At 75.8% G+C, this 22631-nt stretch carries 23 protein-coding genes and 2 pseudogenes; 6 read left to right on the forward strand and 19 right to left on the reverse strand.

Annotated features, from left to right (window positions below; translation table 11 throughout):
- The first annotated feature begins 58 nt into the window (after positions 1-58).
- Positions 59-601: a hypothetical protein gene (locus tag GEV43_RS40265; protein ID WP_160825848.1), complete on the forward strand. Its 543-nt coding sequence runs from the start codon at positions 59-61 to the stop codon at positions 599-601.
- Positions 598-1701 (forward strand): PrsW family intramembrane metalloprotease, encoded by a 1104-nt coding sequence (locus GEV43_RS40270; protein ID WP_160825849.1) that lies wholly within the window; start codon positions 598-600, stop codon positions 1699-1701. Before GEV43_RS40265 ends, GEV43_RS40270 begins: the two co-directional genes overlap by 4 nt.
- Before the next feature lie 50 nt (positions 1702-1751).
- Here the strand turns inward: GEV43_RS40270 and GEV43_RS40275 are convergent, their stop codons facing one another.
- The 11 genes from GEV43_RS40275 to GEV43_RS40325 all read right to left on the reverse strand — a co-directional run bounded on the left by GEV43_RS40275 (position 1752) and on the right by GEV43_RS40325 (position 12099).
- Positions 1752-2534, reverse strand: coding sequence for an alpha/beta fold hydrolase (locus tag GEV43_RS40275; RefSeq protein WP_160825850.1), 783 nt, complete (start codon positions 2532-2534; stop codon positions 1752-1754).
- A 13-nt stretch (positions 2535-2547) separates the two neighbouring features.
- Positions 2548-3003 (reverse strand): SRPBCC domain-containing protein, encoded by a 456-nt coding sequence (locus GEV43_RS40280; RefSeq protein ID WP_160825851.1) that lies wholly within the window; start codon positions 3001-3003, stop codon positions 2548-2550.
- Positions 3000-3353: a helix-turn-helix transcriptional regulator gene (locus GEV43_RS40285; protein WP_160825852.1), complete on the reverse strand. Its 354-nt coding sequence runs from the start codon at positions 3351-3353 to the stop codon at positions 3000-3002. The genes GEV43_RS40280 and GEV43_RS40285 overlap by 4 nt, the downstream gene beginning before the upstream one ends.
- Before the next feature lie 229 nt (positions 3354-3582).
- Positions 3583-5073, reverse strand: coding sequence for an aldehyde dehydrogenase (locus tag GEV43_RS40290; protein WP_160825853.1), 1491 nt, complete (start codon positions 5071-5073; stop codon positions 3583-3585).
- Positions 5066-5761: a gamma-glutamyl-gamma-aminobutyrate hydrolase family protein gene (locus GEV43_RS40295; protein ID WP_160825854.1), complete on the reverse strand. Its 696-nt coding sequence runs from the start codon at positions 5759-5761 to the stop codon at positions 5066-5068. The genes GEV43_RS40290 and GEV43_RS40295 overlap by 8 nt, the downstream gene beginning before the upstream one ends.
- Positions 5758-6456, reverse strand: a complete 699-nt coding sequence (locus GEV43_RS40300; RefSeq protein WP_160825855.1) for an ABC transporter substrate-binding protein — start codon at positions 6454-6456, stop codon at positions 5758-5760. Before GEV43_RS40300 ends, GEV43_RS40295 begins: the two co-directional genes overlap by 4 nt.
- Positions 6453-7721, reverse strand: coding sequence for a glutamine synthetase family protein (locus tag GEV43_RS40305; protein ID WP_309240205.1), 1269 nt, complete (start codon positions 7719-7721; stop codon positions 6453-6455). Before GEV43_RS40305 ends, GEV43_RS40300 begins: the two co-directional genes overlap by 4 nt.
- A gap of 175 nt (positions 7722-7896) precedes the next feature.
- On the reverse strand, positions 7897-9129 hold the full coding sequence (locus GEV43_RS40310; protein WP_160826147.1) for an NAD(P)/FAD-dependent oxidoreductase: 1233 nt from the start codon (positions 9127-9129) through the stop codon (positions 7897-7899).
- Positions 9130-9141: 12 nt separating this feature from the next.
- Positions 9142-9330, reverse strand: a complete 189-nt coding sequence (locus GEV43_RS40315; RefSeq protein ID WP_160825856.1) for a ferredoxin — start codon at positions 9328-9330, stop codon at positions 9142-9144.
- Positions 9327-10550: a cytochrome P450 gene (locus GEV43_RS40320; protein WP_160825857.1), complete on the reverse strand. Its 1224-nt coding sequence runs from the start codon at positions 10548-10550 to the stop codon at positions 9327-9329. The genes GEV43_RS40315 and GEV43_RS40320 overlap by 4 nt, the downstream gene beginning before the upstream one ends.
- A 10-nt stretch (positions 10551-10560) precedes the next feature.
- A complete protein-coding gene (locus GEV43_RS40325) occupies positions 10561-12099 on the reverse strand; it encodes an amino acid permease (protein WP_309240206.1) in 1539 nt (512 codons plus the stop codon).
- Between the two features lie 205 nt (positions 12100-12304).
- Between GEV43_RS40325 and GEV43_RS52405 the strand changes: the two are divergent.
- From GEV43_RS52405 to GEV43_RS40335, 3 genes and pseudogenes are all read left to right on the forward strand, one after another.
- Positions 12305-12493: pseudogene (locus GEV43_RS52405) on the forward strand (GntR family transcriptional regulator); the annotation flags it as partial.
- Positions 12494-12759: 266 nt separating this feature from the next.
- Positions 12760-13065: an FCD domain-containing protein gene (locus GEV43_RS52410; RefSeq protein WP_241684421.1), complete on the forward strand. Its 306-nt coding sequence runs from the start codon at positions 12760-12762 to the stop codon at positions 13063-13065.
- A gap of 91 nt (positions 13066-13156) precedes the next feature.
- Positions 13157-13936 (forward strand): cache domain-containing protein, encoded by a 780-nt coding sequence (locus GEV43_RS40335; RefSeq protein WP_160825858.1) that lies wholly within the window; start codon positions 13157-13159, stop codon positions 13934-13936.
- Positions 13937-14037: 101 nt separating this feature from the next.
- On the opposite strand, the gene GEV43_RS40340 is transcribed toward GEV43_RS40335, so the two are convergent.
- From GEV43_RS40340 to GEV43_RS40370, 8 genes and pseudogenes are all read right to left on the reverse strand, one after another.
- Complete coding sequence (locus GEV43_RS40340; protein WP_160825859.1) at positions 14038-15411, reverse strand: NADP-dependent succinic semialdehyde dehydrogenase; 1374 nt, start codon at positions 15409-15411, stop codon at positions 14038-14040.
- A gap of 115 nt (positions 15412-15526) precedes the next feature.
- A complete protein-coding gene (locus GEV43_RS52415; protein ID WP_241684219.1) occupies positions 15527-15823 on the reverse strand; it encodes a beta-propeller fold lactonase family protein in 297 nt (98 codons plus the stop codon).
- Between the two features lie 137 nt (positions 15824-15960).
- Positions 15961-16514 (reverse strand): annotated as a pseudogene (locus GEV43_RS56715) (lactonase family protein); the annotation flags it as partial.
- Positions 16515-16668: 154 nt separating this feature from the next.
- Positions 16669-17466 (reverse strand): enoyl-CoA hydratase/isomerase family protein, encoded by a 798-nt coding sequence (locus GEV43_RS40350; RefSeq protein WP_160825860.1) that lies wholly within the window; start codon positions 17464-17466, stop codon positions 16669-16671.
- Positions 17463-18680, reverse strand: a complete 1218-nt coding sequence (locus tag GEV43_RS40355; RefSeq protein WP_160825861.1) for a CaiB/BaiF CoA-transferase family protein — start codon at positions 18678-18680, stop codon at positions 17463-17465. The genes GEV43_RS40350 and GEV43_RS40355 overlap by 4 nt, the downstream gene beginning before the upstream one ends.
- A 49-nt stretch (positions 18681-18729) precedes the next feature.
- Positions 18730-20217 carry a class I adenylate-forming enzyme family protein gene (locus tag GEV43_RS40360; protein ID WP_160825862.1) on the reverse strand — a complete coding sequence of 496 codons (1488 nt, stop codon included), beginning with the start codon at positions 20215-20217 and terminating at the stop codon, positions 18730-18732.
- Positions 20214-21071, reverse strand: coding sequence for an extracellular solute-binding protein (locus tag GEV43_RS40365; RefSeq protein ID WP_160825863.1), 858 nt, complete (start codon positions 21069-21071; stop codon positions 20214-20216). The genes GEV43_RS40360 and GEV43_RS40365 overlap by 4 nt, the downstream gene beginning before the upstream one ends.
- The gene (locus GEV43_RS40370; protein WP_160825864.1) at positions 20972-21406 is read right to left on the reverse strand and encodes a hypothetical protein; all 435 of its coding nucleotides are present in this window, start codon (positions 21404-21406) and stop codon (positions 20972-20974) included. The genes GEV43_RS40365 and GEV43_RS40370 overlap by 100 nt, the downstream gene beginning before the upstream one ends.
- Before the next feature lie 152 nt (positions 21407-21558).
- Between GEV43_RS40370 and GEV43_RS40375 the strand changes: the two genes are divergently transcribed.
- Entirely contained in the window at positions 21559-22623 is a 1065-nt protein-coding gene (locus GEV43_RS40375; protein WP_160825865.1) for a LacI family DNA-binding transcriptional regulator, read from the forward strand.
- The last annotated feature ends 8 nt before the right edge of the window (positions 22624-22631 follow it).

The raw sequence follows: 22631 nt of genomic DNA on the forward strand, positions 1-22631 counted from the left end.
TCCCGGAGTCGGAAAAACTCCGAGAATGGAAACTCGTCCGCTTTTGGGGGAGTTGCGGGTGCGCTCCCGGGTGCTGGCCGGCGCCGCCGGGACCGTGGCGGCGCTGGCGGCCGGCTGGCCGCTGGCGAACGCCGCGCTCGGCGCGGGGCCAGGCCGGGAGCCGCTCCCCGCCGGGCGGATCCTGACCCTCGGCGGCGTGGCCGCGACCGCCAGCCTGACGGTCGGCGCCGGCTGGACGCTGGACCGCTCGTCCAGCGGCCGCACCCGCGGGTACGCGCTCGCGCGCGGCGGCCTCGACCTGCGGGTCGACTACGTGACCCCGCCCGGCGGCCCCACGGCCGCCGAGCTGTGGGAGGGCCTCGGCCGGGTCCTGCGGGTCGGCGACCCGGGCGCAAGGCTCGGCGCCGCCCGCCCCGCGGGCACCGCGCACGGCGCGTCCGGGCTCACCGGGACGCTCGTCCGCAAGGGCCGCAGGGGGCAGGCGACCGTCCTCCCCGCGCCGGACGGGTCGGTGGCCGTGGAGGCCCTCGCGGTCGGCGGGGACGCCGCGGCACGGGCCGCCGCCCGCCGCGTGGTCGCCTCGATCGTGTTCGGGACATGAGCGGGACCGCCGCGCCGCGGCGGGTCCTCGCGCCCCCGCGCGCGTCCAGGCAGGAGAGGGCCGCGCGGACGCTCCTCTGGGCGGGCGCCGCGGCGGGCCTGTTCCTGCTCGCCGAGAACCTCAAGGGCGTCGCGGCCGAGTTCCCCGGCGACCTGCTCCTCGCGGTGCTCATCGAGGCGGTCGTCGCGCTGGCCGGGTTCGGGCTGCTGCGGCGGCTCCGGCCGATCCACCCGCCGCCGTGGGGCCCGTCCGGGGCGAGCCTCGCGTGGGGCGCGACCGCCGCCGCCGGGTGCGCGCTGCCCGCCAACGGCGGCCTGATGGCCGTCTGGTCCAAGACCGGCGGGACCGGCTTCGCCGACGAGTGGGGCGCCGCGCTGACCGCCCCGGTGAACGAGGAGACGCTGAAGGCCGCCGGGATCGTGATGCTCGCGCTCGCCGCCCCGTACGCCCTGCGCGGGCCCGTGGACGGCATGATGCTCGGCGCGCTGACCGGCCTCGGCTTCCAGGTGACCGAGAACGTCATCTACGGGGCCAACTCCATCATCCAGTCCGGCGGCGTCGAGCCCGGCCTGTCGGTCGTCCGCACCTCGCTGCTGCGGGTCGGCGTCACCGGGCCCGGCTCGCACTGGACCATGACCGCCGTCGCCGGGGCGGGCATCGGCTACCTCGTCGCGCGGGTGTGTGGGGCGCGCGGCACGCCGTGTTCCTGTTCCTGTGCGCGTACGGGATGCACTGGTTCTTCGACGCGCCCGTCCTGCCGCCCGGCAGCGGCACGCTCGTCAAGACGGCGGTCGACTTCCTCGTCGCGGCGATCGTCTACCTGGCCCTGCGGCGCGCCTACCGCGCGCGGGCGCGGCGCGTCCTCAGCGCCCAGTTCGCGGCGGGGGAGGCGCCGTCCAGCGAGGTCAAGTTCATGCTCAGCAGGCGGGGCCGCCGCCTCGCCCGCCGCCGCGTCCCCGCGGGCCCCCACCACGACGCCCTCGCCGCCTGGCAGCAGGCCGAACTGGACCTCCTGGACGCCCGCGCCGCCGACGCCACCAGCCTCACGCCCCGCCGCTGACGCGGCCCCGCGACAGTCGTTCGACCATGAAGGACCTTGAGACCGAACGCCACGCCCTTCCCGCCTGGGGCGTGAGCCGGGGCGGTGGCGTCAGGTGGTGAAGAACTCGGTGAGGGCGGGGGCCAGCGCGTCGGGGGACACGTCGTGGGTCTGGCCGTCCAGGGTCCGGTGCCGGGCGGTGGGGATCGCGTCGGCGGTCGTCCGTGCCGCTCGCTGGAGGGGCTCGGGGCTCGCGCCGCCCGAGAGGACCAGCGCCGGAACGCCGATCCGCGCCGCCAGTTCGCGCGGAACGCGGCCGTCGCCGAGGATCTCGTCGTCGTACGCGAGGGTCGGGGCGATGGCCTCCATGGCGGCCCAGCCGGGCTGCGACCGCATACCGGCCACGGCCTGCGGGGGAACGCCGACGGTCGTCATGAACAGCTCGACGGCGTCGCCCCGCCGTCCGGCGGCCAGCAGCTCGTTGAGCCGCGCGGTGTACTCCTTGAGCCGCGCCGCGTCCTCGGACTCGCCCGTGAACGGCGGCTCGAAGCACGCCAGCTTCGCGATCCCCGTTCCCGACCCGGCGGCCGTCAGGGCGAGCGCGGCGCCGGACGAGATCCCGTAGACGTACGCCTCGCCGCCCGTCTCCGCGATGACGGCCCGCAGGTCCTCGACCTCGCGGGCGACCGCGTACGGCCCGGTGTCGCCGCTCTCGCCCCGGCCGCGGCGGTCGTAGGCGTAGACGGTGAACGCGTCGCGCAGCAGGGCGGCGAGGGGCCGCATCGGCCCGGCGGCGCGGTGGCACATCGCGCCGTCCACGAGGACGAGCGCGGGCCCGGTCCCGGACCGCTCGTAGGCGATCGCGGTGCCGTCGGCCGAAGTGACTGCCTGCATGTCGTTCTCCCTGTCAGTGGAGTTCCCGATCGGCCTGGAGGTCGGCCAGGTAGGCGTCGAAGCGGTCGAGGCTGGTGGCGAACCCCGCCCTGGCCTCGGCGCTCCGGTACGCGGCGGGCACGTTCGTCTGGTGGGTGACCACCTCGGTGCGCCCGTCGCCCAGGTCCGTGAACGTCACGGTGGTGCGCATGCCGCCCCCGACGCCGGGCTCGATCCACACCAGCCGGTGCGGGCGGTCGACCTCGGCGTACACGGCGCGCATCGTGTGGGTGGAGCCGTCCGCGCCGACCATGGTCGTCTCGAACGCCCCGCCGGGACGCAGGTCGACCACGATGTTCCCGACCGGCGTGGTCGTCCCCTCCGGGCCCCAGAACCGGGCCAGGTGCTCGGGCGTGGTCATGCAGTCGAACAGCAGCTCCGGCGGCGCCCGGTGCACGCGCCGGTAGGTGAACTCGCCCGTCTCGGTCATGCCGTCCCCTCGTCGTCCTGCTCGGCGAGCAGCGCGGCCAGATGGCCTTCGAGGCGGTCGTGCCGCCCCGCCCAGATCCTCCGGTGCCGCTCGATCCATCCGGCGGCCTCGTCCAGGCGCACGGTCTCCAGGACGCAGGGCCGCGACTGCGCGGTCCGGGTCCGCGAGATGAGCCGGGCGCGCTCCAGCACCTTCAGGTGCTTGGACACCGCCTGCTGCGTCATCGCGAACGGCTCGGCGAGCTGGTTGACCGTCGCGTCGCCGCGGGCCAGGCGCTCCAGGATCGCGCGCCTGGTCGGGTCGGCGAGCGCCGAGAACACCAGGCTCAACTCGTCTTCGACGACTGCCATGCCAGGGAACCGTACTCACAACCAAGCCTTTGCACAACCGTATGGTTGTAAAAAAGGCTAGGCAGGCTGCTGCACAGCAACCCCAGCCGTCACGCGAGTGCGTTAACTGTCCGGGGGAGGCGAGGCCGAAGGCGAGCCTCCCCCGGACAGATCGCGAAGCGATGCAGCACTCGCAAAGCAACGGTCAGGGAGCGAGCCTTTAGGCGAGCGGACTGGGCCGGGGCTTCAATCAATACAGCTGGATCCAGGTGGTCTTGAGCTGGGTGTACTTGTCGAGCGCGTGCAGCGACTTGTCGCGGCCGAAGCCCGACTGGGCGTAGCCGCCGAACGGCACGGTGATGTCGCTGGCGTCGAAGCAGTTGACCCAGACCGTCCCGGCGCGGATCGCGCGCGACATCAGGTGCGCCTTGGACAGGTCCCGCGTCCAGACGGAGGCGGCGAGGCCGTACGGGGTGCCGTTGGCCAGCGCGACCGCCTCCTCCTCGTCGTCGAACGGCAGGACGGCCAGCACCGGCCCGAAGACCTCCTCCTGCGCGATCCGCATGTCCGGGGCGACGCCGTCGATGACGGTCGGCTCGACGTAGAACCCGCCGGTCTCCTCCAGCGCCCGGTTCCCGCCGGTCAGGATGTCGGCGCCGTCGGCGCGGGCGGCGTCGAGGTGCCCGAGGACCCGTTCGAGGTGGACGCGTTCGACCAGCGCGCCGAGGGTGGTGGACGGGTCCAGCGGGTCGCCCGGCCGCAGCGCCTCGGACGCGCGGACGACGGCGTCCACCAGCTCGTCCTTGCGGGAGTGGTGCACCAGGAGCCGCGACCCCGCCGAGCACACCTCGCCCTGGTTGAAGAAGATCCCGCCCGCGACGGCCTCGGCGACCGTGGCGGTGTCGGGCGCGTCCGCGAGGACGACCTGCGGGCTCTTCCCGCCGAGCTCCAGGGACACCTGCTTCAGGTTGGACTCGGCGGCGTAGTGCATGAACATCCGCCCGACCTCGCCCGAGCCGGTGAACGTCACCGCGTCCACGTCCGGGTGGCGGCCGAGCGCGGCGCCGGCCGTCGGGCCGAAGCCGGGCACGACGTTCAGCACGCCGGGCGGGACGCCCGCCTCGGCGGCCAGCTCGGCGAGCCGCAGCGCGGTCAGCGGCGACTGCTCGGCGGGCTTCAGCACGACCGAGTTGCCCGTCGCGAGGGCGGGCGCGACCTTCCACGCGGCGAGCATCAGCGGGAAGTTCCACGGCACGATCGCGGCGACGACGCCGAGCGGCTCGCGGGTGATGGTCGCGAGCGTGCGCGGCCCGGTCGGCGCGACCTGGTCGTAGGTCTTGTCGACGGCCTCGGCGAAGAAGTCGAACGTCTGCACCGTGACGCGCAGGTCGACCGCGCGGGCGTCGGAGACGGGCTTGCCCATGTCGAGGCTCTCGGTGAGCGCCAGCTCCTCGGCGTGCGCGTCGATCAGCTCGGACAGGCGGCGCAGCACGGCGCGGCGCTCGCGCGGGTGCAGGTCGCGCCAGCGGCCGTCCTCGAACGCGGCGCGGGCGGCGGCGACGGCCCGGTCGACGTCCTCGGCGTCCGCCTCCGCGACCGCGGCGATGACGCGGCCGTCGCGCGGCGACACCCGGTCGAACGTCCGGCCGCTCGCCGCGGGGCGGAACGCGCCGTCCACGAACAGCTCGGTGCGCAGGTCGATGTCGGGGACCGCGATCGCCGCGGCGGCCTGCTCAGCCATGTCGCCTCCTGGAATCCGCCACGTGGGCGTCGAACAGCGCTTGCTCGTACGGGGTCTCGGCCGCGTCGTCCTCGGGGTGCCACTGCACGGCGAGGACGGGCGCGTCGTCGTGTTCGAGGGCCTCGGCGCAGCCGTCGGGGGCGCGGGCGACGACGCGCAGCGCGTGCCCGACGGTGTCCACGCCCTGGTGGTGGTACGAGGAGACCGACACGGTGTCGGCGTCCAGCACCCCGGACAGGCGCGACCTCGGCTCGATCTTCACCTCGTGGTACGCGCGGTGGTCCAGGCCGCCCTCCAGGTGCTGGAGGAGCGTCCCGCCGCACGCCACGTTCAGCGCCTGCATGCCGCGGCAGATCGCGAGCAGCGGGATGCGCTGCGCCAGCACCGCGCGGACGACCATGAGGTCGGCGTCGTCCTGGACGGGGTCCGGGTCGACGGTGCGGTCGTCGAGGTCCGCGCCGTACGTCCGGGGATGCAGGTCGCCGCCGCCGGGCAGCACGACGCCGTCGAAGCGCGCCAGGCGGGACGGCAGGTCGGCGGTCTCGCCGTGGTAGACGGTGACGGGCTCGCCGCCCGCCCGGTAGACGGCCTCCAGGATCTTCGCGGCGGCGACGACGCCGTTCAGCCGCAGGCCGTGGATCTTCGGGGAGCGCATGCCCGCCACCCCGATCAGGGGGCGCGCGCTCATGCGAACGGGTAGGGGAGGTTCGGCATCCAGCTCTGCCATGCCTTTCTGAGTCGGCCGTCGGAGACGACGGCGGCCAGCGCGGAGTCGATCGCCTGGAGTGTCTCAGGCCGGTCCTTGGCGACCGCGACGCCCCACCGGTTTCCCGTCGGGACGGTGAACGCCACGGAGAAGGCGGGATCGGCGTCCAGCGGGACGAACACCACGTCGTCGTCCACGACGGCGTCGACCCGCCCGGACCGCAGCGCGGCGAGCATGTCCCCGAACACGTCCTCGCCGTCGCCTCCGAACGGCACGGTCACCGCCCCGTCGAACGTCTCGGCGAGCGCCATGTTGGTGCTGCCCGCGATGGCGGCGACCCGCAGTCCGCGCAGGTCCTCCGGGCACGTCACCGCCGCGGCGCGCCGTACGAGCACCGACTCGTTGAACACCGCGTACGGGCGGGTGAAGCCGACCCGTTCCCGGCGCGCCTCGGTGATGCCCTGCCCGCACCAGACGGCGTCCACCGCGTGGGCGTCGAGCGCCGGGACGAACTGCGCCCACGGGACGTACACCCATTCCAGGGGACGGCCCAGCTCCGCGGCGACGAGCGCGGCGGCGTCCGGCTCGTACCCGGTGCGGGGGCGGCCGGGCTCGGCGCGGTCGAACAGCGGGGGCGCGTCGGCGTTGATGCACGCCAGCCGCAGCGGCGGGGTCACGGGATCGCCTCCGTGTACATCTCGCGCTCCCAGTCGGTGACCGCGCCGCAGAAGCGCGCCCACTCGTCGTGCTTCAGCTCCAGGTACAGGTCGGCCATCTCCTCCGGCATCGCGCCCCGCACGACCTTGTCGGCGGCGAACGCGTCGAGCGCCTCACCGAGCGTGAGGGGGAGCGGCTGGAACGGCGAGGGCGGCCCCTCGTAGCTGCTGCCGCGCTGCGGGTCGCCGGGGTCGGTGGCGTGGTCGAGGCCGTCCTTGATGGCGGCGAGCAGCACGGCGTGCGACAGGTACGGGTTCACCATCGCGTCGGGCAGCTTGAACTCCAGCCGCCCGTTCGCCGAGAGCCGCACCGTGCAGGTCTTGTTGTCCATGCCCCAGTTGATCTGCGCGGGGGCGAACTGCCCGGCGTCCCAGTACCGCTTGTAGGAGTTCACCGTCGAGCCCATGACCGCCATCGCCCCGGCGGCGTGGCTGAGGATGCCGCCGACGGCGTGCCGGCCGGTCTCTGTGAGGTGCAGCTCGCGGACGGACGGGTCGGCGAGCACGTTCTCCTCGCCGCGCCACAGGCTGAGGTTGTGGTGGCAGCCGTTGCCCATCGCGCCGACGGTCGGCTTCGGCATGAAGCTCGCCGTGACGCCCAGCTCGCGGGCGACCTGGCGGCAGATCTGCCGGTAGGCGACCAGCCGGTCGGCGGTGCGGTCGGCGCGGTCGAAGCCCCAGTTCAGCTCCAGCTGCCCGGGGTCCTCGTAGTCGCCCTCGATCATGTCGAGGCCGAGCGCCTGCCCGTACCGGATGACGCGCTGGTAGACCGGCCGCATCCGTTCGAGGGCGTCGGCGTGGTAGGACGGGCTGGAGCCGGGCCGGAAGCTCACCTCCAGGCCGGGCCCCGTCCACGTCATCTCCGGCTCGCAGCCCGTGCGCAGCTCCAGCCCGGTGTCGCGGGTGAACGCGGCGTGCGCGCGCGTGAGGTTGGAGCGCGCGTCGGTCGCGAGCGGGCGGCCCCCGACGCCGGGCAGGTGCGCGGGCTCGTACACCCGGCACAGGAACCGCGCGACGGTGGTGTCCCACGGCAGGACGGCGAAGGTGTCGGGGTCGGGCATCGCGGTGAACTCGGCGGCCTCCGCGCCGCCGCCGAGCAGCGCCCCGGACCGGTCGGTCTGGAGGTCGCACATCGCGGTGCGGTGCAGGTTGACGCCGCGTTCGAGGTTGCGGGCGAGGTGCCGGGCGGGCACGACCTTGCCGACGACGCGCCCGGACAGCGACACCGCCTGGTAGTAGACGAACTCGACGCGCGACTCCTGGATGCGGGCGCGCAGGTCGTGCAGCGCGCCCGCGTCGGCGTTGCGGTCGCGGTGCTCGTCCAGCGCGGTCGTGCCGGACGGCGGCTCGGTGATGGGGGCATCGGGGGTCCTTCCGTTGGAGGCAGGCCGGCACGGGCGGTCAGACGGGGGCGGGCGCGCCCGCCACGAGGTCGCGGTACGGGCGGTGCCGCGAGGCGGGGATCCCGGCGAGGACGACGCCGACCGGGCGGCCGTCGCGGTGGTAGACCATCGCGATCCCGGACGCCGCGCGCCGCAGGTCGCCCTCGACCAGCTCGCACCGGTCGCCGAGGCCGGGCGCGCCGAAGCTCTGCACCCGCAGCCCGAACTGGTCGCTCCAGAACGACGGCACCGGCGCGAACGGCGCGTCCCCCGCCGCGGCCGGGTCCTCGCCGCGCAGCTGCGCGGCGAGGGTGGCGGCGGCCCGCCGCGCGGTGTCGGCGGGCACGCACCAGTGCTCGACCCGGCGCGGGACGCCGTCGTAGCGGGGGTTGGGGAAGCGCGCCACGTCCCCGACCGCGACCACGCCGGGGCGGCCCTCGGCGCGCAGCAGCCCGTCGCACAGCACGCCGTCGGACAGGTCGAGCCCGTTGCCGTCGAGCCACTCCACGTTCGGCAGCGACCCGATCGACTCGACGACGAGGTCGGCGGGCTCCTCGCTCCCGTCGTCCAGGACGACCGCGTCGGGCGCCAGCTCGGTGACCGTGCGGCCGACCCGGAACCGCACGCCGCGCTCCTCGTGGTGGCGGCGCAGCGACCGGCCGAGCTCGGGCCCGAGGACCAGGCCCATCGGCTCGGGCATCGGCTCGACCACGGTGACCTCGCAGCCCGCGCCGCGCGCGGTCGCGGCGACCTCGCAGCCGACGAACCCGCCGCCGACGACCACCGCCCGCGCGCCGGGGCGCAGCCGGTCGCGCAGCGCCACCGCGTCCTCGACGGTCCGCAGCACGTGCCGCGCCGGATGCGTCCCGGGCGCGCGGAGGCGGCGGGGCCGCAGCCCGGTTGCCACGACCAGCCCGTCGCAGCCGACCTCGCGGCCGTCCTCCAGCGTGACCGTCCCCGCGGCGAGGCAGGCGCGGACGATCCGCGCGCCCGGCTCCCACACCACGTCGTCGATGTTGGCGCGGCGGCGGAACGCGGTCGCGGCGTGCGCCTCGCGGACGCCGCCCGCCCCCACCGCCCCGGCGAGGAGCTCCTTGGACAGCGGCGGCCGGTTGTAGGGCAGGTGCGGCTCGGCGCCGAACACGGTGACCGCGCCGTCCCAGCCGGCGGCGCGGAGCCGCTCGGCCGCGCGCAGCCCCGCCATCCCGGCGCCCGCGATCACGACGTGCCCGCCCGCCGAACGTCCCGTCATGGCCGTCACGGCTCAGTCCTCGATCGTGATGGCCTGGACCGGGCACACGTCCGCCGCCTCCTCGACGTGCTCGCGGTGCTCCTCGCCCGGCGAGCCGTCGTACTCCAGCGCGCCGGCGTCGTTGATCCGGAACGCCTCGGGCGCGGCGATGGCGCACTGCCCGTGGTCCTGGCACGTCGCGAGGTCGACGACGACCCTCATGCGGAAACCCCCTGGTCCGGTGTGAAGGAGACGGGCAGTTCGACCGGCCCGGTGTTGCCGCTGAACGGCAGCCACCGCGCCTGCCCGCCCGGGCGCGGGTCGCGCATCCGGCGGGCGAGCAGCGGGAGCGCCACGCTCATGTCGCCGCGGGCGACGAAGTGGCCGAGGCAGTGGTGGGCGCCGCCGCCGAACCCGAAGTGCGGCGGCCGTTCGGCGGTGATGTCGAACGAGCCGTCCGGCACGGCGCGCGGGTCCGTCCCGGCGGACTCGGTGAACAGGTGCACGGTCGTCCCGGCGGCGATGTCGAGCCCCTCGAACGTGAAGTCCTCGCGGGCCTCGCGGGTCACCCACGTGGTGGTCGGCGCGACCCGCATGACCTCCTCGACGGCGGCGCCGCCGAGGTCGGGCCGCTCGGCGAGCAGCCGCCACTGGCCGGGGTGGTCGAGGAACGTCCGCATCCCGAGCCCGAGCTGGTTGCGGGTCGTGTCGAACCCGCCGAACACCAGCAGCACGAGCGAGTCGCGCAGCTCCTCGGGGCTGAGCCGGTCGTCCTCGCTCTGCGCCTGGGCGAGCCGGGTGACGAAGTCGTCGCGGGGCTCGCGGCGCCGGTCGCGGACGGCCTCGTCCACGTAGCCGTACAGCCGGTCCAGCGCCGCCTCGATCCTCGGCAGGTCCGCGCGGATCGTGACGCCCATCGCCAGGCCGATCGTCGCCGAGTCCCGCGCGATCTCCCGCCAGTGCTCCTCGGGCAGCCCCAGCATGATCGCGATGACGCGCGCGGCGTACGGCTCGGCGAACTCGGCCACGAACTCGCAGCGGTCCGGCTCGCGGAACCCGTCCACCAGTTCGCCCGCGAGCGCCTGGAAGCGCGGCACCAGCGGCGCGATCATGCGGCGGGAGAACGCCGGGTTCAGCAGGCGGCGCAGCCGGTGGTGGTCGTCGCCCTCCTTGTTGAGCACCCAGTTCGCCCACCACGCCGCGAACGGCCCGCCGGTGATGCCGTGGTGCGCGGGCCAGCGGGCGCTGCCCTGCGCCAGCTTCGGATGCTTGAGCAGCCTGCCGACCTCGTCGTAGCGCAGCACCGCGAGGCCGTAGTTGGTCCTGGCGTACCAGCCCTCCTCCCGGGCGCGCCGCACCTCCTCGGACCGCACGGAGAACGCGGGGTCGGAGATGTCGAAATAGGGGACGCCCGCCGTGGGCGTGGCCGGGCTCGGGGTCATACCTCCTCCTTCACGGGGGGAGCCGGGGGAGCGGGGTCCGCCGCGGCGCCGGGGATCGCGTCGCCCGCCGGGCGCCGCCGCGGCCGTGGTGCCGGGTCAGGGCCATGTAGAGCAGCCCCGCCCCGACCACGACCGCCCCGGACAGCGGGACGATGCAGTCGTCGTACCAGGGGGCCTCCGGTGTGCGCGGCCACGACATGTTGACCATCGCGCCGACCCCGTAGGCGAGCGCCGCCGCGTTCACCGGCAGGCCCCAGCGGCCGAGGCTGAACGGCCCCGCCGGGCGCCAGCCCTTCGCGCGGGCGCGCAGCGCGGCGAGCACGACCATCTGGAAGCCGAGGTAGATGCCCAGCGAGGCGAACGAGATGATCTTGGTGAGGGCGTCCGCGGAGACCTTCGAGCCGACCACCACCAGCGCCGGGACCACCGCGGCGAGCAGCAGCGCGTACGGCGGGACCGCGCGCGCCGCGGAGAACCGCGCGAGCGCCCGGCTGCCCGCGATCATGTCGTCGCGGGCGTAGGAGTAGGCGAGGCGGCTCGCGGCGGCCTGGAGGCTCATCGCGCACGACACGAACGAGACCAGCACGATCCCGAGGATCACCTTGACCGCGACGGAGCCGAACGCGGCGGTCAGCACGGTCGTGACCGGGTCGGCGTCCGCCCCGGAGACCACCGCGCCGATGTCGGCGACCGAGGAGACCAGCGCGAACGTCACGAACATCGCCGCGGCGCCGCCCACGTAGATCGTCATGCGCATCGCCCTCGGGATGCGGCGGCCCGGGTCGCGGACCTCCTCGGCGACGTCGCCGCACGCCTCGAAGCCGTAGTACTGGAAGATGCCGATGAGGCTCGCGGCCAGGAACGCGCCCGCGTACGAGCCGCCCCCGCCCGTCCCGAAGTCGTCGAAGAGCGCGCCGACGCCGTGGTGCCGCTCGGTCGCGAGCAGCCAGATCCCGACCGCGAGCGCGCCGAGCAGCTCGGCGGCGAAGCCGATGATGGCGGCCCGCGCGAGGTTCCTGGTGCCGGACAGGTTGATCAGCGTCGCTATGAGCAGGATGGCCAGCGCGCACGCGATCGTGTTGTTCACGGTGGGCTCGACGCCGAGCAGCGACGCGGCGTACGGCCCGGCGCCGTAGGTGACGCTGGCGATGGTGACCAGCAGCGCGACCAGGTAGACCCAGCCGCTCAGCCAGGCCCAGCGGCGGCCCCACAGGCGCCGCGCCCAGGGGTAGATGCCGCCGCTGACCGGGAACTGGGAGACGATCTCGCCGAAGACCAGGGCGACCAGGAGCTGCCCGAGCCCGGCGACGACCAGGCTCCAGATCATCGGCGGCCCGCCGGTGGCGAGCGAGAAGCCGAACAGGGCGTAGACGCCCACGACCGGCGACAGGTAGGTGAAGCCGAGCGAGAAGTTGGCCCACGGGCTCATGTCCCGCTTGTAGTGGGACTCGTACCCGAGGGCGGCGAGCCGCGCGGTGTCCGTGTCCGTGCCGGCGTCCGCCGCGGACGCGGGGCCGCCGTGCGCCGTGGGTTCGTGTGCAGGGGACACGAAGGGCTCCCTTTGCCGGAGGGACGTCGGTCGGGAGGGGCGGGAGGGGACGAACGGGGGGTGTGAGCCGAGATCGGAGGTTCAGGGGGTCGAGGGGGTGAACTGCGGTGGTCCGGGTACCCTGGGCGAAAAGATATGGTCCCAGATTTTTCATCGCAAGGGTCCTGCCCCAAGATCTTCCGGAAAGCGCGGGAAGGGAGACCGGATGCCGGCGCGGGACGCCTCGGCGGTCACCAGGCTGGCGGTGTTCGCGCCCCTGGACAGCCTCGGCCGGGCCGAGACGATCGTCCGGCGGCTCGCCGACGCCATCTCCCTCGGCCTGCTCGGCGACGGCGAGCAGCTCCCGAGCGAGCCCGACCTCGCCGGGCAGCTCGGCGTCGCGACCGTCACCGTCCGCGAGGCGCTCGGCGAGCTGCGCCGGCAGGGCCTGATCGTCACCCGCCGCGGCCGCGGCGGCGGCAGCTTCGTGCGGGCCCCCACGCCCGGCGAGATCACCGGGCACCTGCGGCGGCGGCTGCGCGAGCTGTCGGTGGAGGACCTGCGCGACCTCGGCGACCACTACTCCTCGCTCGCCGCCGGCGCCGCCCTGCTCGCCGCCGAGCGCGCGGCCCCCGAGGACCTCGGCCGGCTGGAGGAGGCCGGCCGGGCGTTCACCCGGGCCTGCGCCGCCCCGACCGCGAGGCCCAGCACCGCGCGGACGGCTGGTTCCACGTCGAGGTCGCCGCCGCCGCGCAGTCGGCCCGGCTCACCCGCGAGGAGATCCGCTTGCAGACGGAGATCGGCCCGCTACTGTGGCTTCCCGGCGCCGACTCGGAGATCCGGAGGCGGCTGCTGAAGCAGCACGGGGACCTGGTCCGGGCGATCGCGGAGCAGGACGGCGGCGAGGCCGCGCGGCTCGCCCGGCTGCACGTGGGCGAGTCCTTCGAGCGGCTCATCGAGCTGCACCTCGGGCTCGTCCGGCCATGAGAACGCGGCCGGGCCCGCGGCCCGCGCCCCCCGCGGGCGGGCTCCGGCGACGGCCCCGCCGCGACGGCCCGAGATGGACGACGGTGAGACAGTGAACGGACAGATCGCCCAGGCCGCGTCCGCGGGCACCGAGGTCGGCCGCGTCTTCGACGCTGTGCTGCGCTCGCTGGAGGCGTTCAGCGCCCGTGCCGTACGGGTCGTCCGGGCGCCGTCGCTGCGCGGCGCCGCCCCTTCGCACGCCGACCTCGCCCCGCTGCGCGACGGCGCGCTCGGCGTCCTCGCCGCGCACGCCGACCTGGTGACCGGCTCCGGCTTCGTCGGCGCGCCCGGCCTGCTCGCCGACGCGCCGCTCAGTCTGGACTGGTGGCACGTCGCCGACAGCCGCGAGCCGCGCCCGCTCGTCCTCGACCTCGACCCGTCCAGCACCGGCTTCTACGACTACACGCGGCACCCGTGGTTCCGGGTCCCGGCCGAGACGGGCGGGCCGTACGTGCACGGGCCGTACGTCGACTTCCACGGCACCGACCAGTACATCCTCACGATGTCGGCGCCCGCGCTCGACGCGTCCGCCGGCCCGCCCGCGTTCCTCGGCGTCGCCGGCGCCGACCTCTACGTGCGCCGCATCGAGAAGGCGGTCCTGCCGCTGCTGCCGCCCGGCGCCGTCCTGCTGAACGCCCAGGGCCGCGTCATCGTGTCCCGTTCGGCGCGGCACGTCACCGGAGTCCTGCTCCGCGACCTCGCCCTGGAGGACGTGCGCGCGTGCGAGACCGGCGAGGCCGCGCGGGTCGGGCCGTGGGCAGCCGCCCGCTGCGGCCGCCTCCGGCTCTACCTCCTCACCCGGCTCCCCGCCCACCCGCCCGGCGACGGCTAGCCCCACCGCCCGCCGCCCCCAGCCGTGCCCCGGCCGCTGCCTTGGTGAGACGAGTGCTCGGCCCGGGGCCCGAGCCCGGCCGCGGCGCCCGCGAGGGCCTCTCAGGACTCCCAGACGGTCTTGGCGTTGCAGAAGGCGTGGATGCCCTGCTCCGACAGCTCCCGGCCGTAGCCGGACCGCTTGACGCCGCCGAACGGCAGCTCCGGGAACGACGTCGTCATGCCGTTGATGAAGACCTGGCCCGCGTCCAGCTCGCGGGCGAAGCGCTCGCGCTCGCCGGGGTCCTCGGTCCAGGCGTTCGAGCCGAGCCCGAACCCGGTCGCGTTGGCGAGCTCGACCGCCGCCGAGACGCCGCGCACCCGGAACAGCGACGCGACCGGCCCGAACACCTCCTGGTTGAACATCTTCATCTCCGGCGTCACGTCCGCGACGACCGTCGGCGGGTAGTACCAGCCGTCGCCGGGCGGGCGCTCGCCGCCGCACAGCAGCCGCGCGCCGCGCCCGAGCGCGTCCGCCACGAACTCCTCGACGTCCGCGCGGCCCTGCTCGCTCGCCAGCGGCCCGACGTCGGTCGCCTCGTCCATCGGGTCGCCGACGCGGCGGCCCGCCATGCAGGCGACGAACCGCTCCTCGAACGCGTCGGCCACGGCCTCGTCCACGATGAACCGCTTCGCGGAGATGCAGCTCTGCCCGTTGTTGAGGCAGCGGGACGTCGCGGCGGCCTCGGCGGCGGCCTCGACGTCGGCGGACGGCATCACCACGAACGGGTCGCTGCCGCCGAGCTCCAGCACGGTCGGCTTGACCTCGTCGCCCGCGATCGCCGCGACCGAGCGCCCCGCGGGCTCGCTGCCGGTCAGCGTCGCCGCGCGCACGCGCGGGTCGCGCAGCACCCGCTCGACCTCGCCCGAACGGATCAGCAGCGTCTGGAACGCGCCCTCGGGGAACCCCGCGCGCTCGAACAGCTCCTGGAGGTACAGGGCGGTCTGCGGCACGTTCGAGGCGTGCTTGAGGAGCCCGACGTTGCCCGCCATCAGGCCGGGCGCCGCGAACCTGACCACCTGCCAGAGCGGGAAGTTCCACGGCATGACGGCGAGCACCGGCCCGAGCGGCTGGTAGCGGACGTACGCCCGGCGCGCGCCGACCGCCTCCGCGTCCGCGGGCCGGTCGGCGAGGAACCCCGCGGCGTGCTCGGCGTAGTAGCGCAGCGCCTTGGCGCACTTGTGCGCCTCGGCCCGCGCGGCGGTGATCGTCTTGCCCATCTCGGTGGTCATCACGGCCGCGATCCGGTCGGCGTCGCCGTCCAGCAGGTCGGCCGCCGCCCGCATCCAGCCGGCGCGCTCGTCGAGGCCGGTCAGGCGGTACGAGCCGAACGCGGTGGCCGCCAGTTCGAGGCGCCGGTCGATCTCCTCCTCGGACAGCGCGTCGAAGGTCCGCTCCACCTTCCCGGTCGCGGGATTCGTCGTCGCGATTGGCATGTCCGTTTACTCCCTCGGTGTCCGCCCGCTCCTCCGGGTCGTGCCCATCGGGAGAGACCGGAAACCAGCCCGCGACCCGGCCGATAAGCCGGGCCGGGCGACCGGCCGGAAGCCGCTACGCGGGGATGACGCAGACGGGCGACGGGATCTCGGCGGGCGTCCCGGCGGGCACGGGCACGCCGTCCCCGCCCAGCCGGAACGTGGCGACGACCCCGGAGTTCTGGTTGGCCACGTGCATCCACGCGCCGTCCACGTGCAGGTCGCGCGGCCACTCCCCGCCCGACGCCACGTCCGCGACCGGCCGCGTCCCCGCCCCGCCGTCCAGCACCAGGTGCGTCGTGACGACGTCCGCGCCGCGCGTGGAGGTGTAGAGGTGCCGGCCGTCCGCGCCCAGCTTGATCGCCGCGCCCATCGACCCGCTCTGCGCGGATCCGGCCGTGGCCGGGGCCTCCCGACGATCGACAGGTCGGCGTGGCCGCCGGCGCCCGGCCGCAGCGTGATCACCGTGCCGGCCAGCTCGGTCAGCACGTGCACCTGCCCCGCCGGGTGGACGACCAGGTGCCGCGGCCCGCACCCCGGCGGGAGCGGGACCTCGGCGACGAGCTCCAGCGCGCCGTCCCCGCCCGGGTCCCGGAACGCCCGCAGCACGTCCGCGCCGAGGTCCGTGGCGAGGACCGTGCCGTCCGGGGCGAACGCCGCCGCGTGGACGTGCGGGCCCTCCTGCCGTTCGGGTCGGGCCCGGACCCCTCGCCCTGGTGCACCTCGGGCTCGCCGTCGAACGAGCCGTCCGGGCCGAGCCGCAGGTCCGCGAGCGCGCCGTCCCGGTAGCACGCGGCGAGCAGCCGCCCGCCCCCCGGGCGGAGGGCGAGGTGGCACGGCCAGCCGGGCACCGGGCGACCGCCGATCCGGCGCAGCGCGCCGCCCTCGCCGACCCGGAACGCCACGACCTCGTCGCCGTGCTCGTCCACCGCGTACAGCACGTTCCCGCCGGGCGGCGCGGCCAGGTAGGAGGGGGTGGTGGCCTCCGCCGCGAGCACGGGGCGCCCGAGCGTCCCGTCGGCGCCGCGCTCCACCAGGTAGACGCCCCGCCCGGACCCGCCCATCTCGCGGGTGTACGTGCCCACCCAGAACCGCCGTTCGTCCACCTCAGGCTCCCGTCCTCTCGCGCCGACCACCGAACCCTACGGCCCCGCCCGGCGGGTCCCGCCGTTCCCACGCCGTCCGCCTCCCCGCGCGGGGGACGGTCGCGGCGCGGCGTCAGCGGCCGCGGAACACCGGCTCCCGCTTCTCCAGGAACGCCGCGACGCCCTCCCGCGCGTCCTCGGTCGTGGACAGCCACGACAGCGCCTGCTGCTCGCGGGTCAGCGCGGCGGCCAGCCCCGTCTCCAGGCCGTCGTCGACGAGCCGCTTGCCCTCCCGCGCGGCGAGCGGCGCCTGCCGGGCGATCGTCCCGGCGAGGTCGAGCGCGCGGGGGAGCAGGTCGTCCGGCTCGGTGACGGCCGCGAGCAGGCCGAGGGCGCGTGCCTCGTCCGGCCTGATCCGCCGCCCGGTCAGGATCAGCTCCTTCGTCACCCGCGCCCCGACGGCGCGGGCCAGCCGGACGGTGCCGCCCCCGCCCGGCACCAGGCCGAGCGAGATCTCCGGCAGCCCGAACCGCGCCGCCGTCGAGGCGACGACGAGGTCGCAGCAGAGCGCGACCTCGAACCCGCCGCCGAGCGCGTACCCGTTCACCGCCGCGACGGTCGGCTGCGGCAGCGCCGCCAGCGCGTCGAACACGCCCCGCGACAGCCGCTGGTAGTCGTCGAACGCGGTCCGGGTGACGCCCGAGTACTCGTTGACGTCGGCGCCCGCGATGAAGCCGCGCCCCGTCCCGGTGAGGACGAGCACGCGCACGCCGTCGTCGGCCCGCAGCCGCGCCAGGTACGCCCCGAGCGCCTCCACCATGCCGCGCGACAGCGCCCCGAGCGCGCTCTCGCGGTCGATCCGCAGGACGGCCACGCCGCCGTCGTGCCTGGTCTCGACCAGGTTCTCGTGCACGCGGGTCCCGCCGGTCACCTGATCACCCCGTCCGCGCGCAGCCGCTCGATCCGCTCGGCGGGCAGCAGCTCGCCGAGCACCTCGCCGGTGTGCTCGCCGACGGCGGGCGGCGCGTACCGCATCCGCCACGGCGTCTCCGACATCCGGATCGGGCAGCCGATCAGCTCGATCTCCCCGGCCACCGAGTGCCGTGCCTTGACGATCAGGTCCGAGCCGTCCGCGCGCAGTTCGTCCACGGCCTCCTTGGTGTCGCGGACCCGCGCGCACCACACCCCGGCGGGCAGCAGCGTGTCCAGCCAGTGCCGCGTCGGCTCGGCCGCGGAACGGGCCTCCAGCAGCCGCTTGACCTCGTCCCGGTCCGTCCAGGCGTCCAGCTCCGCGACCTCGGGCGCGCCGAACAGCGGGCCGACGAGGTCCAGCGGCGCCATCGCGACCGCCAGCCAGCCGTCGGCCGTGCGGTAGATCCCGAACGGCGCGTCCAGCCACGCCTGCCCGACGCCCTCCTCCGACCGCGAGAACTCCCTGCCCTGGTTGACCATGGAGGAGATCTCCTGGCACTGGAGCGAGATCGCGGTGGAGAACAGGTCCACCTCGACGCGCTGCCCGACGCCGTGCCGCTCGCGCGCGACGAGCGCGGCGAGGATGCCGTTGGCGAGGGTCAGCGCCGTCGCGGCGTCCACGACCGCGGTCCCGGCCGGGGTCGGCGGGTCGCCGGCCCGGCCGCCGTTCGCCGCCAGCCCCGACATCGCCTGGATCAGCAGGTCCTGGCCGGGCCGGTTCTCCCTGGCGTACCGGGTGTCCTGGCCCCAGCCCGACCCCGAGCAGTAGACGATGTCGGGCCGTACGGCGCGGAAGTCGTCGTAGCCGAGGCCGCGCTTGGCGAGCACGCCCGGCCGGAAGTTCTCCACCACCACGTCGCACGTCCGCGCGAGTTCGAGCAGTGCGTCGCGGACGTCCGGCGAGCGCAGGTCCACCGCCACCGACCGCTTGTTGCGGTTCATCGCGAGGAACGCGGCCGAGTCGCCGCCGCCGCCCCGCTCGCCGCCGACCAGGCCGCCCTGGAGGTTCAGCCCCCGCTCCCACTCGCCGTCCAGCCGCTCCACCTTGATCACGTCGGCGCCCAGGTCGGCGAGGAGCTGGGTGCCGTACGGGCCCAGCATCATCTGCGTGAAGTCGAGGATGCGCACACCCTCCAGTGCCATCGGCACGGTCGTCTCCTTCTCGTTCGGCATGTGTGTCTCGGCATGTGCGTCACGGCGCGCGGGTTCCCCCGCGCGCCGTTCAGAACAGGTCGCGCAGCGCGCGCTTCGCGACCTTGCCCGTGCTGTTGCGCGGCAGCTCGTCCGCGAACACGATCCGGCGGGGCTTCTTGTAGCCGGCGAGCCGCGCCGCGCAGGCCCGGACGATGTCGTCCTCCGTCACCGGCCCGCCCGGCGCGCCCGGCCTCCGCACCACGACGGCCGCGACGGTCTCGCCCCACGCCGCGTCCGGGACGCCCAGCACCGCGACCTCCGCGACGCCCTCCAGCGCCGCGATGGCCTGCTCGACCTCGGCCGGATGGACGTTGTAGCCGCCGGTGACGACCACCTCCGAGCGCCGCCCGGCGAGGCGCAGGCGGCCGTCGCGGTCGAGGCTCCCGAGGTCGCCGGTGCGGAACGCGCCGTCCCCGGTCAGCGCCGCGGCCGTCGCGGGCCCGTCCGCCCAGTAGCCCGGCATGACCTGCGGCCCGCGGACCGTGATCTCGCCGACCTCCCCGGCGGGCAGCGGCGCGCCGTCCGTCCCGGTGACCGTGATCTGGACGGACGGGACCGGGCGGCCGGCCGACGAGAGCACCGCGGGGTCGCCGGTCGCGTGGTCCTCCGGGGACAGCACCGTGAGCGGGGCGAGCGCCTCGCTGAGGCCGTAGAACTGGTGGAGCACGTCGCCGAACGCCTCGCGCGCCCGGAGCTGCGCCGGGACGGAGATCGGCGCGGCGCCGTACACGATGGCGCGCAGCGACTCCGGACGGCGGACGGCGGCGGCGGTGAGCCGTTCCAGCATCGTCGGGACCATCGGCATCGCCGTCACCGCGTGCCGCTCGGCGGCGGCCAGCACCTCGGCGGCGTCGAACCGGGCCAGCGGCAGCGCGGCGGCCCCCGCCAGGGTGTACGCCGACCCGACCGAGCCGCCGAAGTGGCTCATCGGGGCCGCGTGCAGGACGACGTCGCCGGGCCCGATCGGCGGCAGCGCGGCCCACATCGCGTCGAGCATCGCGACCCACGCGCCGCCGGTCACCTTCGCGCCCTTCGGCCGCCCCGTGCTGCCCGAGGTGTACATCAGCGCGGCCAGATCGTCCGGGGACACCCCGGGCGGTTCGTACTCGTCCGGCCCGTTGAACAGGGCGTCCAGCTCCGGCCCCGGCGTGACGGCGCGGACGCCGCCGGGGAGCGCGCCCGCGGCGGTCCGTTCGCACACGACCACCGACGCCGCGCAGTCCGCGGCGATCTCGGCGATCTCGCGCGGATGCAGCCGCGACCCGACCGCGACGCGGACGAACCCGCCGAGCCAGACGCCGTGTTCGAGCGGCAGCGTCTCGGCGCGGTTGTCGAGCGCGATCAGCACCCGGTCGCCCGGCCGCAGCCCGAGCCGCGCGAGCGCGCCCGCCGCCGAACGGGCCCGCGCGCCCAGCTCCGAGAAGCGCACCGGCCGTCCCCCGGCGCCGTCCAGCACGGCCGGGTGCGGCGCGAACGCCCGGTGCGCCCGCGCGACCAGTCCGGCGAGCGCGGTCATCGGCCGCGCTCCGCGTACGTCGCCGCGCACACCTCGCTCGCCCGCGCCGCCAGCTCGGCCGCGCCCGCGCCGTTCCGGACGAGCCGGTGCAGCTCCTCCCCGGCCCGCCGGTGCACGAGCGGGTACGCCGGGTCGCGCGGCCGGACGTACGCCCGGTCCACCGTCGGCAGCGTCGCGGAGAAGAACCCGCCGTTGACCGCGTCCACGTCCGGGTCCGTCCACGCGGCGCGGTTGCCCGGCTGGCCGCCCGCCCGCACGTACTCGCCCCGCTGGACCTCCGCGCCGACGACGTGCGCGGCGAACCGCGCCGCCTCCTCCGGCGCCCGGCTCCGCGCCGACACCGCGAGGCCGACCCCGCCCAGCAGCGACCCGGCGGGCTCGCCGTCCGGGGACGGGATCCCGGCGAACCGCACGGCCCGCCGCCCCGGCTCCGCCCGCGCGTAGTTCACGTAGCCGAACACGATCGGCGCGTACGCCACCGCGGCGCCCGCGCCGCCGCCCGCGTCCCCGCCCGGCGCGCCCATCCGCTCCAGGACGCCGATCGGGTCGGCGTCCAGCGAGGACGGGTCGGCGAGGTCGAGCAGGCGCAGCAGCCGTTCGAGCGCCGGAACGGCCACGTCGCGGTCCAGGCCGTCCGGCCCGAGCCAGCCGTCCGGCCCGGCCTCCTGCGCGCACAGGGTGAGCAGCGAGCACATCAGGTGCGTCGGGTTCGCCGGGAAGAGCGCCCGCCGCCCTCCGGCCGCCATCTCCTCCATCAGCGCGGCCACGGCGTCCCACGAACGCGGCGGGGCGTTCCAGCCGAGCTCGTCCAGCAGGTCGGGCCGGTACGCCGACACCTGCGCCGCCGCGTCCATCGCCAGCGCCCACTGGCCCCCGCCCACGTGTAGCTGGCGTGGCTCGGCCCGGCGGACGACGCGCCCTGCGCGGCCAGCACGGACGCGGGCAGCAGCCGGTCCAGCGGGATCAGCGCGGACGTCGCGTGCGCCTGCCCGACGTACGGGTGGTCCATCGCGACCAGGTCGTAGCGGGCGGCCAGCTCGGCGACCGGGACGTCCTCGAACTCCGCGAGCGACCGCGAGTCCCAGGTGATCGTCACGCCGGGGAACCGCTCGGTGTACGCGGCCGACACCGCGCGCAGGCAGCCGATGCCGCGCGCGTGCTCCCAGGCCATTCCCCGCAGCTCGGTCACCTCGCCACCGCCGGTCCCGTGCGCGGCGCGGTGCGGCGCGGCTCGTCCGGACGGGGCGCGTCCGGTACGGCGGAGTCCATCATCGGCCCTCCTCGCAGGCAGGTGGATCGCAGATCGGTAAAACGATTTACCGATGCCGTACGCTCGCAGCCATGCCCGACCCCTGTCAACCCGTCGGCCCCGCGCGGCCCGCCCGCGGCCGCGCGAAGCTGAGCGACGTCGCCCGCGAGGCGGGCGTCAGCCCGGCGGTGGTCTCCCGCCTGCTGCGCGGCGACGAGAAGCTGCGGATCCGCGAGGAGACCCGCCAGCGCGTCCTCGCCGTCGCGGCCGAGCTGCGCTACACGCCCAACGAGGTCGCCCGCGCGCTGCGCCGCTCCGAGGTCGGCATCCTCGGCATGGCCGTGCACGACACCAGCAACCCCGTCTACAGCGAGATCCTCGCCGGGGCGCAGGCCGAGGCGAGCGCGGCCGGGTACGCGCTGCTGCTCGCCGACGCCGACGAGCTCGCGCGCACCGGGCGGACGTTCGAACGGCTCGTGCGCGGCAACCGGATCGACGGGCTGATGCTCCAGCGCGGCCCCGGCGGCTCGGACGCCGCGGTCGCCCAGATCGCCTCGACCCGGCTGCCGCTGCTGCTGGTCAACGACCGCACCCGCGGCGAGGTCGGCAGCGTCGGCCTCGACGACGAGGCCGCCACCTACCTGGCGACCCGGCACCTGGCCGAGCTCGGGCACACCGCGATCGCGCACCTGCACCTCGGCACGCCGAAGGCCCGCTCGGCGGCCCGCACCCGGGGCTGGCGCCGGGCCCTCGCCGAGGCGGGCCTCCCCGAGGGCCCGCAGGTGCGCGGCGGCCACACCACCGGCGACGGCGAGCGGGCGATGCGGGGCCTGGAGCCGGGCTCGGCGACGGGCGCGGTCGTCAGCAACGTGCTCGCGGCCGTGGGGGCGATGAGCGGCGCCCGCGCGCAGGGCCTGCGCGTGCCGGACGACCTGTCGATCGTCGCCGTGCACGACGTGTTCTTCGCCCCGCACCTGACCCCGCCGCTCACGGTCGTCCGCATGCCGCTGCGCGAGCTGGGCCGGCGCTCGGTCGCCGCCCTGCTCCGCCAGCTCGGCGGCGACCGCCCCCCGCACGAGGTCGTCAGCGAGCCGGAGCCGGAGCTGGTGGTCCGCGCCTCCACCGCCCCGCCCCCGCGCCGCCCCGGCCGCGCCTGACGGCCACG

Source organism: Actinomadura sp. J1-007 (assembly GCF_009793335.1).
In the GTDB taxonomy this organism is placed as follows: domain Bacteria; phylum Actinomycetota; class Actinomycetes; order Streptosporangiales; family Streptosporangiaceae; genus Spirillospora; species Spirillospora yumaensis.

Bases quoted from the DNA above. Each gene is read 5' to 3' on its own strand.
- GEV43_RS40290 (WP_160825853.1), bottom strand. From the start codon at position 5,073: ATGGCTGAGCAGGCCGCCGCGGCGATCGCGGTCCCCGACATCGACCTG.
- GEV43_RS40275 (WP_160825850.1), bottom strand. From the start codon at position 2,534: ATGCAGGCAGTCACTTCGGCCGACGGCACCGCGATCGCCTACGAGCGG.
- GEV43_RS40295 (WP_160825854.1), bottom strand. From the start codon at position 5,761: ATGAGCGCGCGCCCCCTGATCGGGGTGGCGGGCATGCGCTCCCCGAAG.
- GEV43_RS40285 (WP_160825852.1), bottom strand. From the start codon at position 3,353: ATGGCAGTCGTCGAAGACGAGTTGAGCCTGGTGTTCTCGGCGCTCGCC.
- GEV43_RS40355 (WP_160825861.1), bottom strand. From the start codon at position 18,680: ATGCCGAACGAGAAGGAGACGACCGTGCCGATGGCACTGGAGGGTGTG.
- GEV43_RS40365 (WP_160825863.1), bottom strand. From the start codon at position 21,071: ATGGACGCGGCGGCGCAGGTGTCGGCGTACCGGCCCGACCTGCTGGAC.
- GEV43_RS52415 (WP_241684219.1), bottom strand. From the start codon at position 15,823: ATGGGCGCGGCGATCAAGCTGGGCGCGGACGGCCGGCACCTCTACACC.
- GEV43_RS40375 (WP_160825865.1), top strand. From the start codon at position 21,559: ATGCCCGACCCCTGTCAACCCGTCGGCCCCGCGCGGCCCGCCCGCGGC.
- GEV43_RS40280 (WP_160825851.1), bottom strand. From the start codon at position 3,003: ATGACCGAGACGGGCGAGTTCACCTACCGGCGCGTGCACCGGGCGCCG.
- GEV43_RS40315 (WP_160825856.1), bottom strand. From the start codon at position 9,330: ATGAGGGTCGTCGTCGACCTCGCGACGTGCCAGGACCACGGGCAGTGC.
- GEV43_RS40360 (WP_160825862.1), bottom strand. From the start codon at position 20,217: ATGACCGCGCTCGCCGGACTGGTCGCGCGGGCGCACCGGGCGTTCGCG.
- GEV43_RS40270 (WP_160825849.1), top strand. From the start codon at position 598: ATGAGCGGGACCGCCGCGCCGCGGCGGGTCCTCGCGCCCCCGCGCGCG.
- GEV43_RS40320 (WP_160825857.1), bottom strand. From the start codon at position 10,550: ATGACCCCGAGCCCGGCCACGCCCACGGCGGGCGTCCCCTATTTCGAC.
- GEV43_RS40340 (WP_160825859.1), bottom strand. From the start codon at position 15,411: ATGCCAATCGCGACGACGAATCCCGCGACCGGGAAGGTGGAGCGGACC.
- GEV43_RS40310 (WP_160826147.1), bottom strand. From the start codon at position 9,129: ATGACGGGACGTTCGGCGGGCGGGCACGTCGTGATCGCGGGCGCCGGG.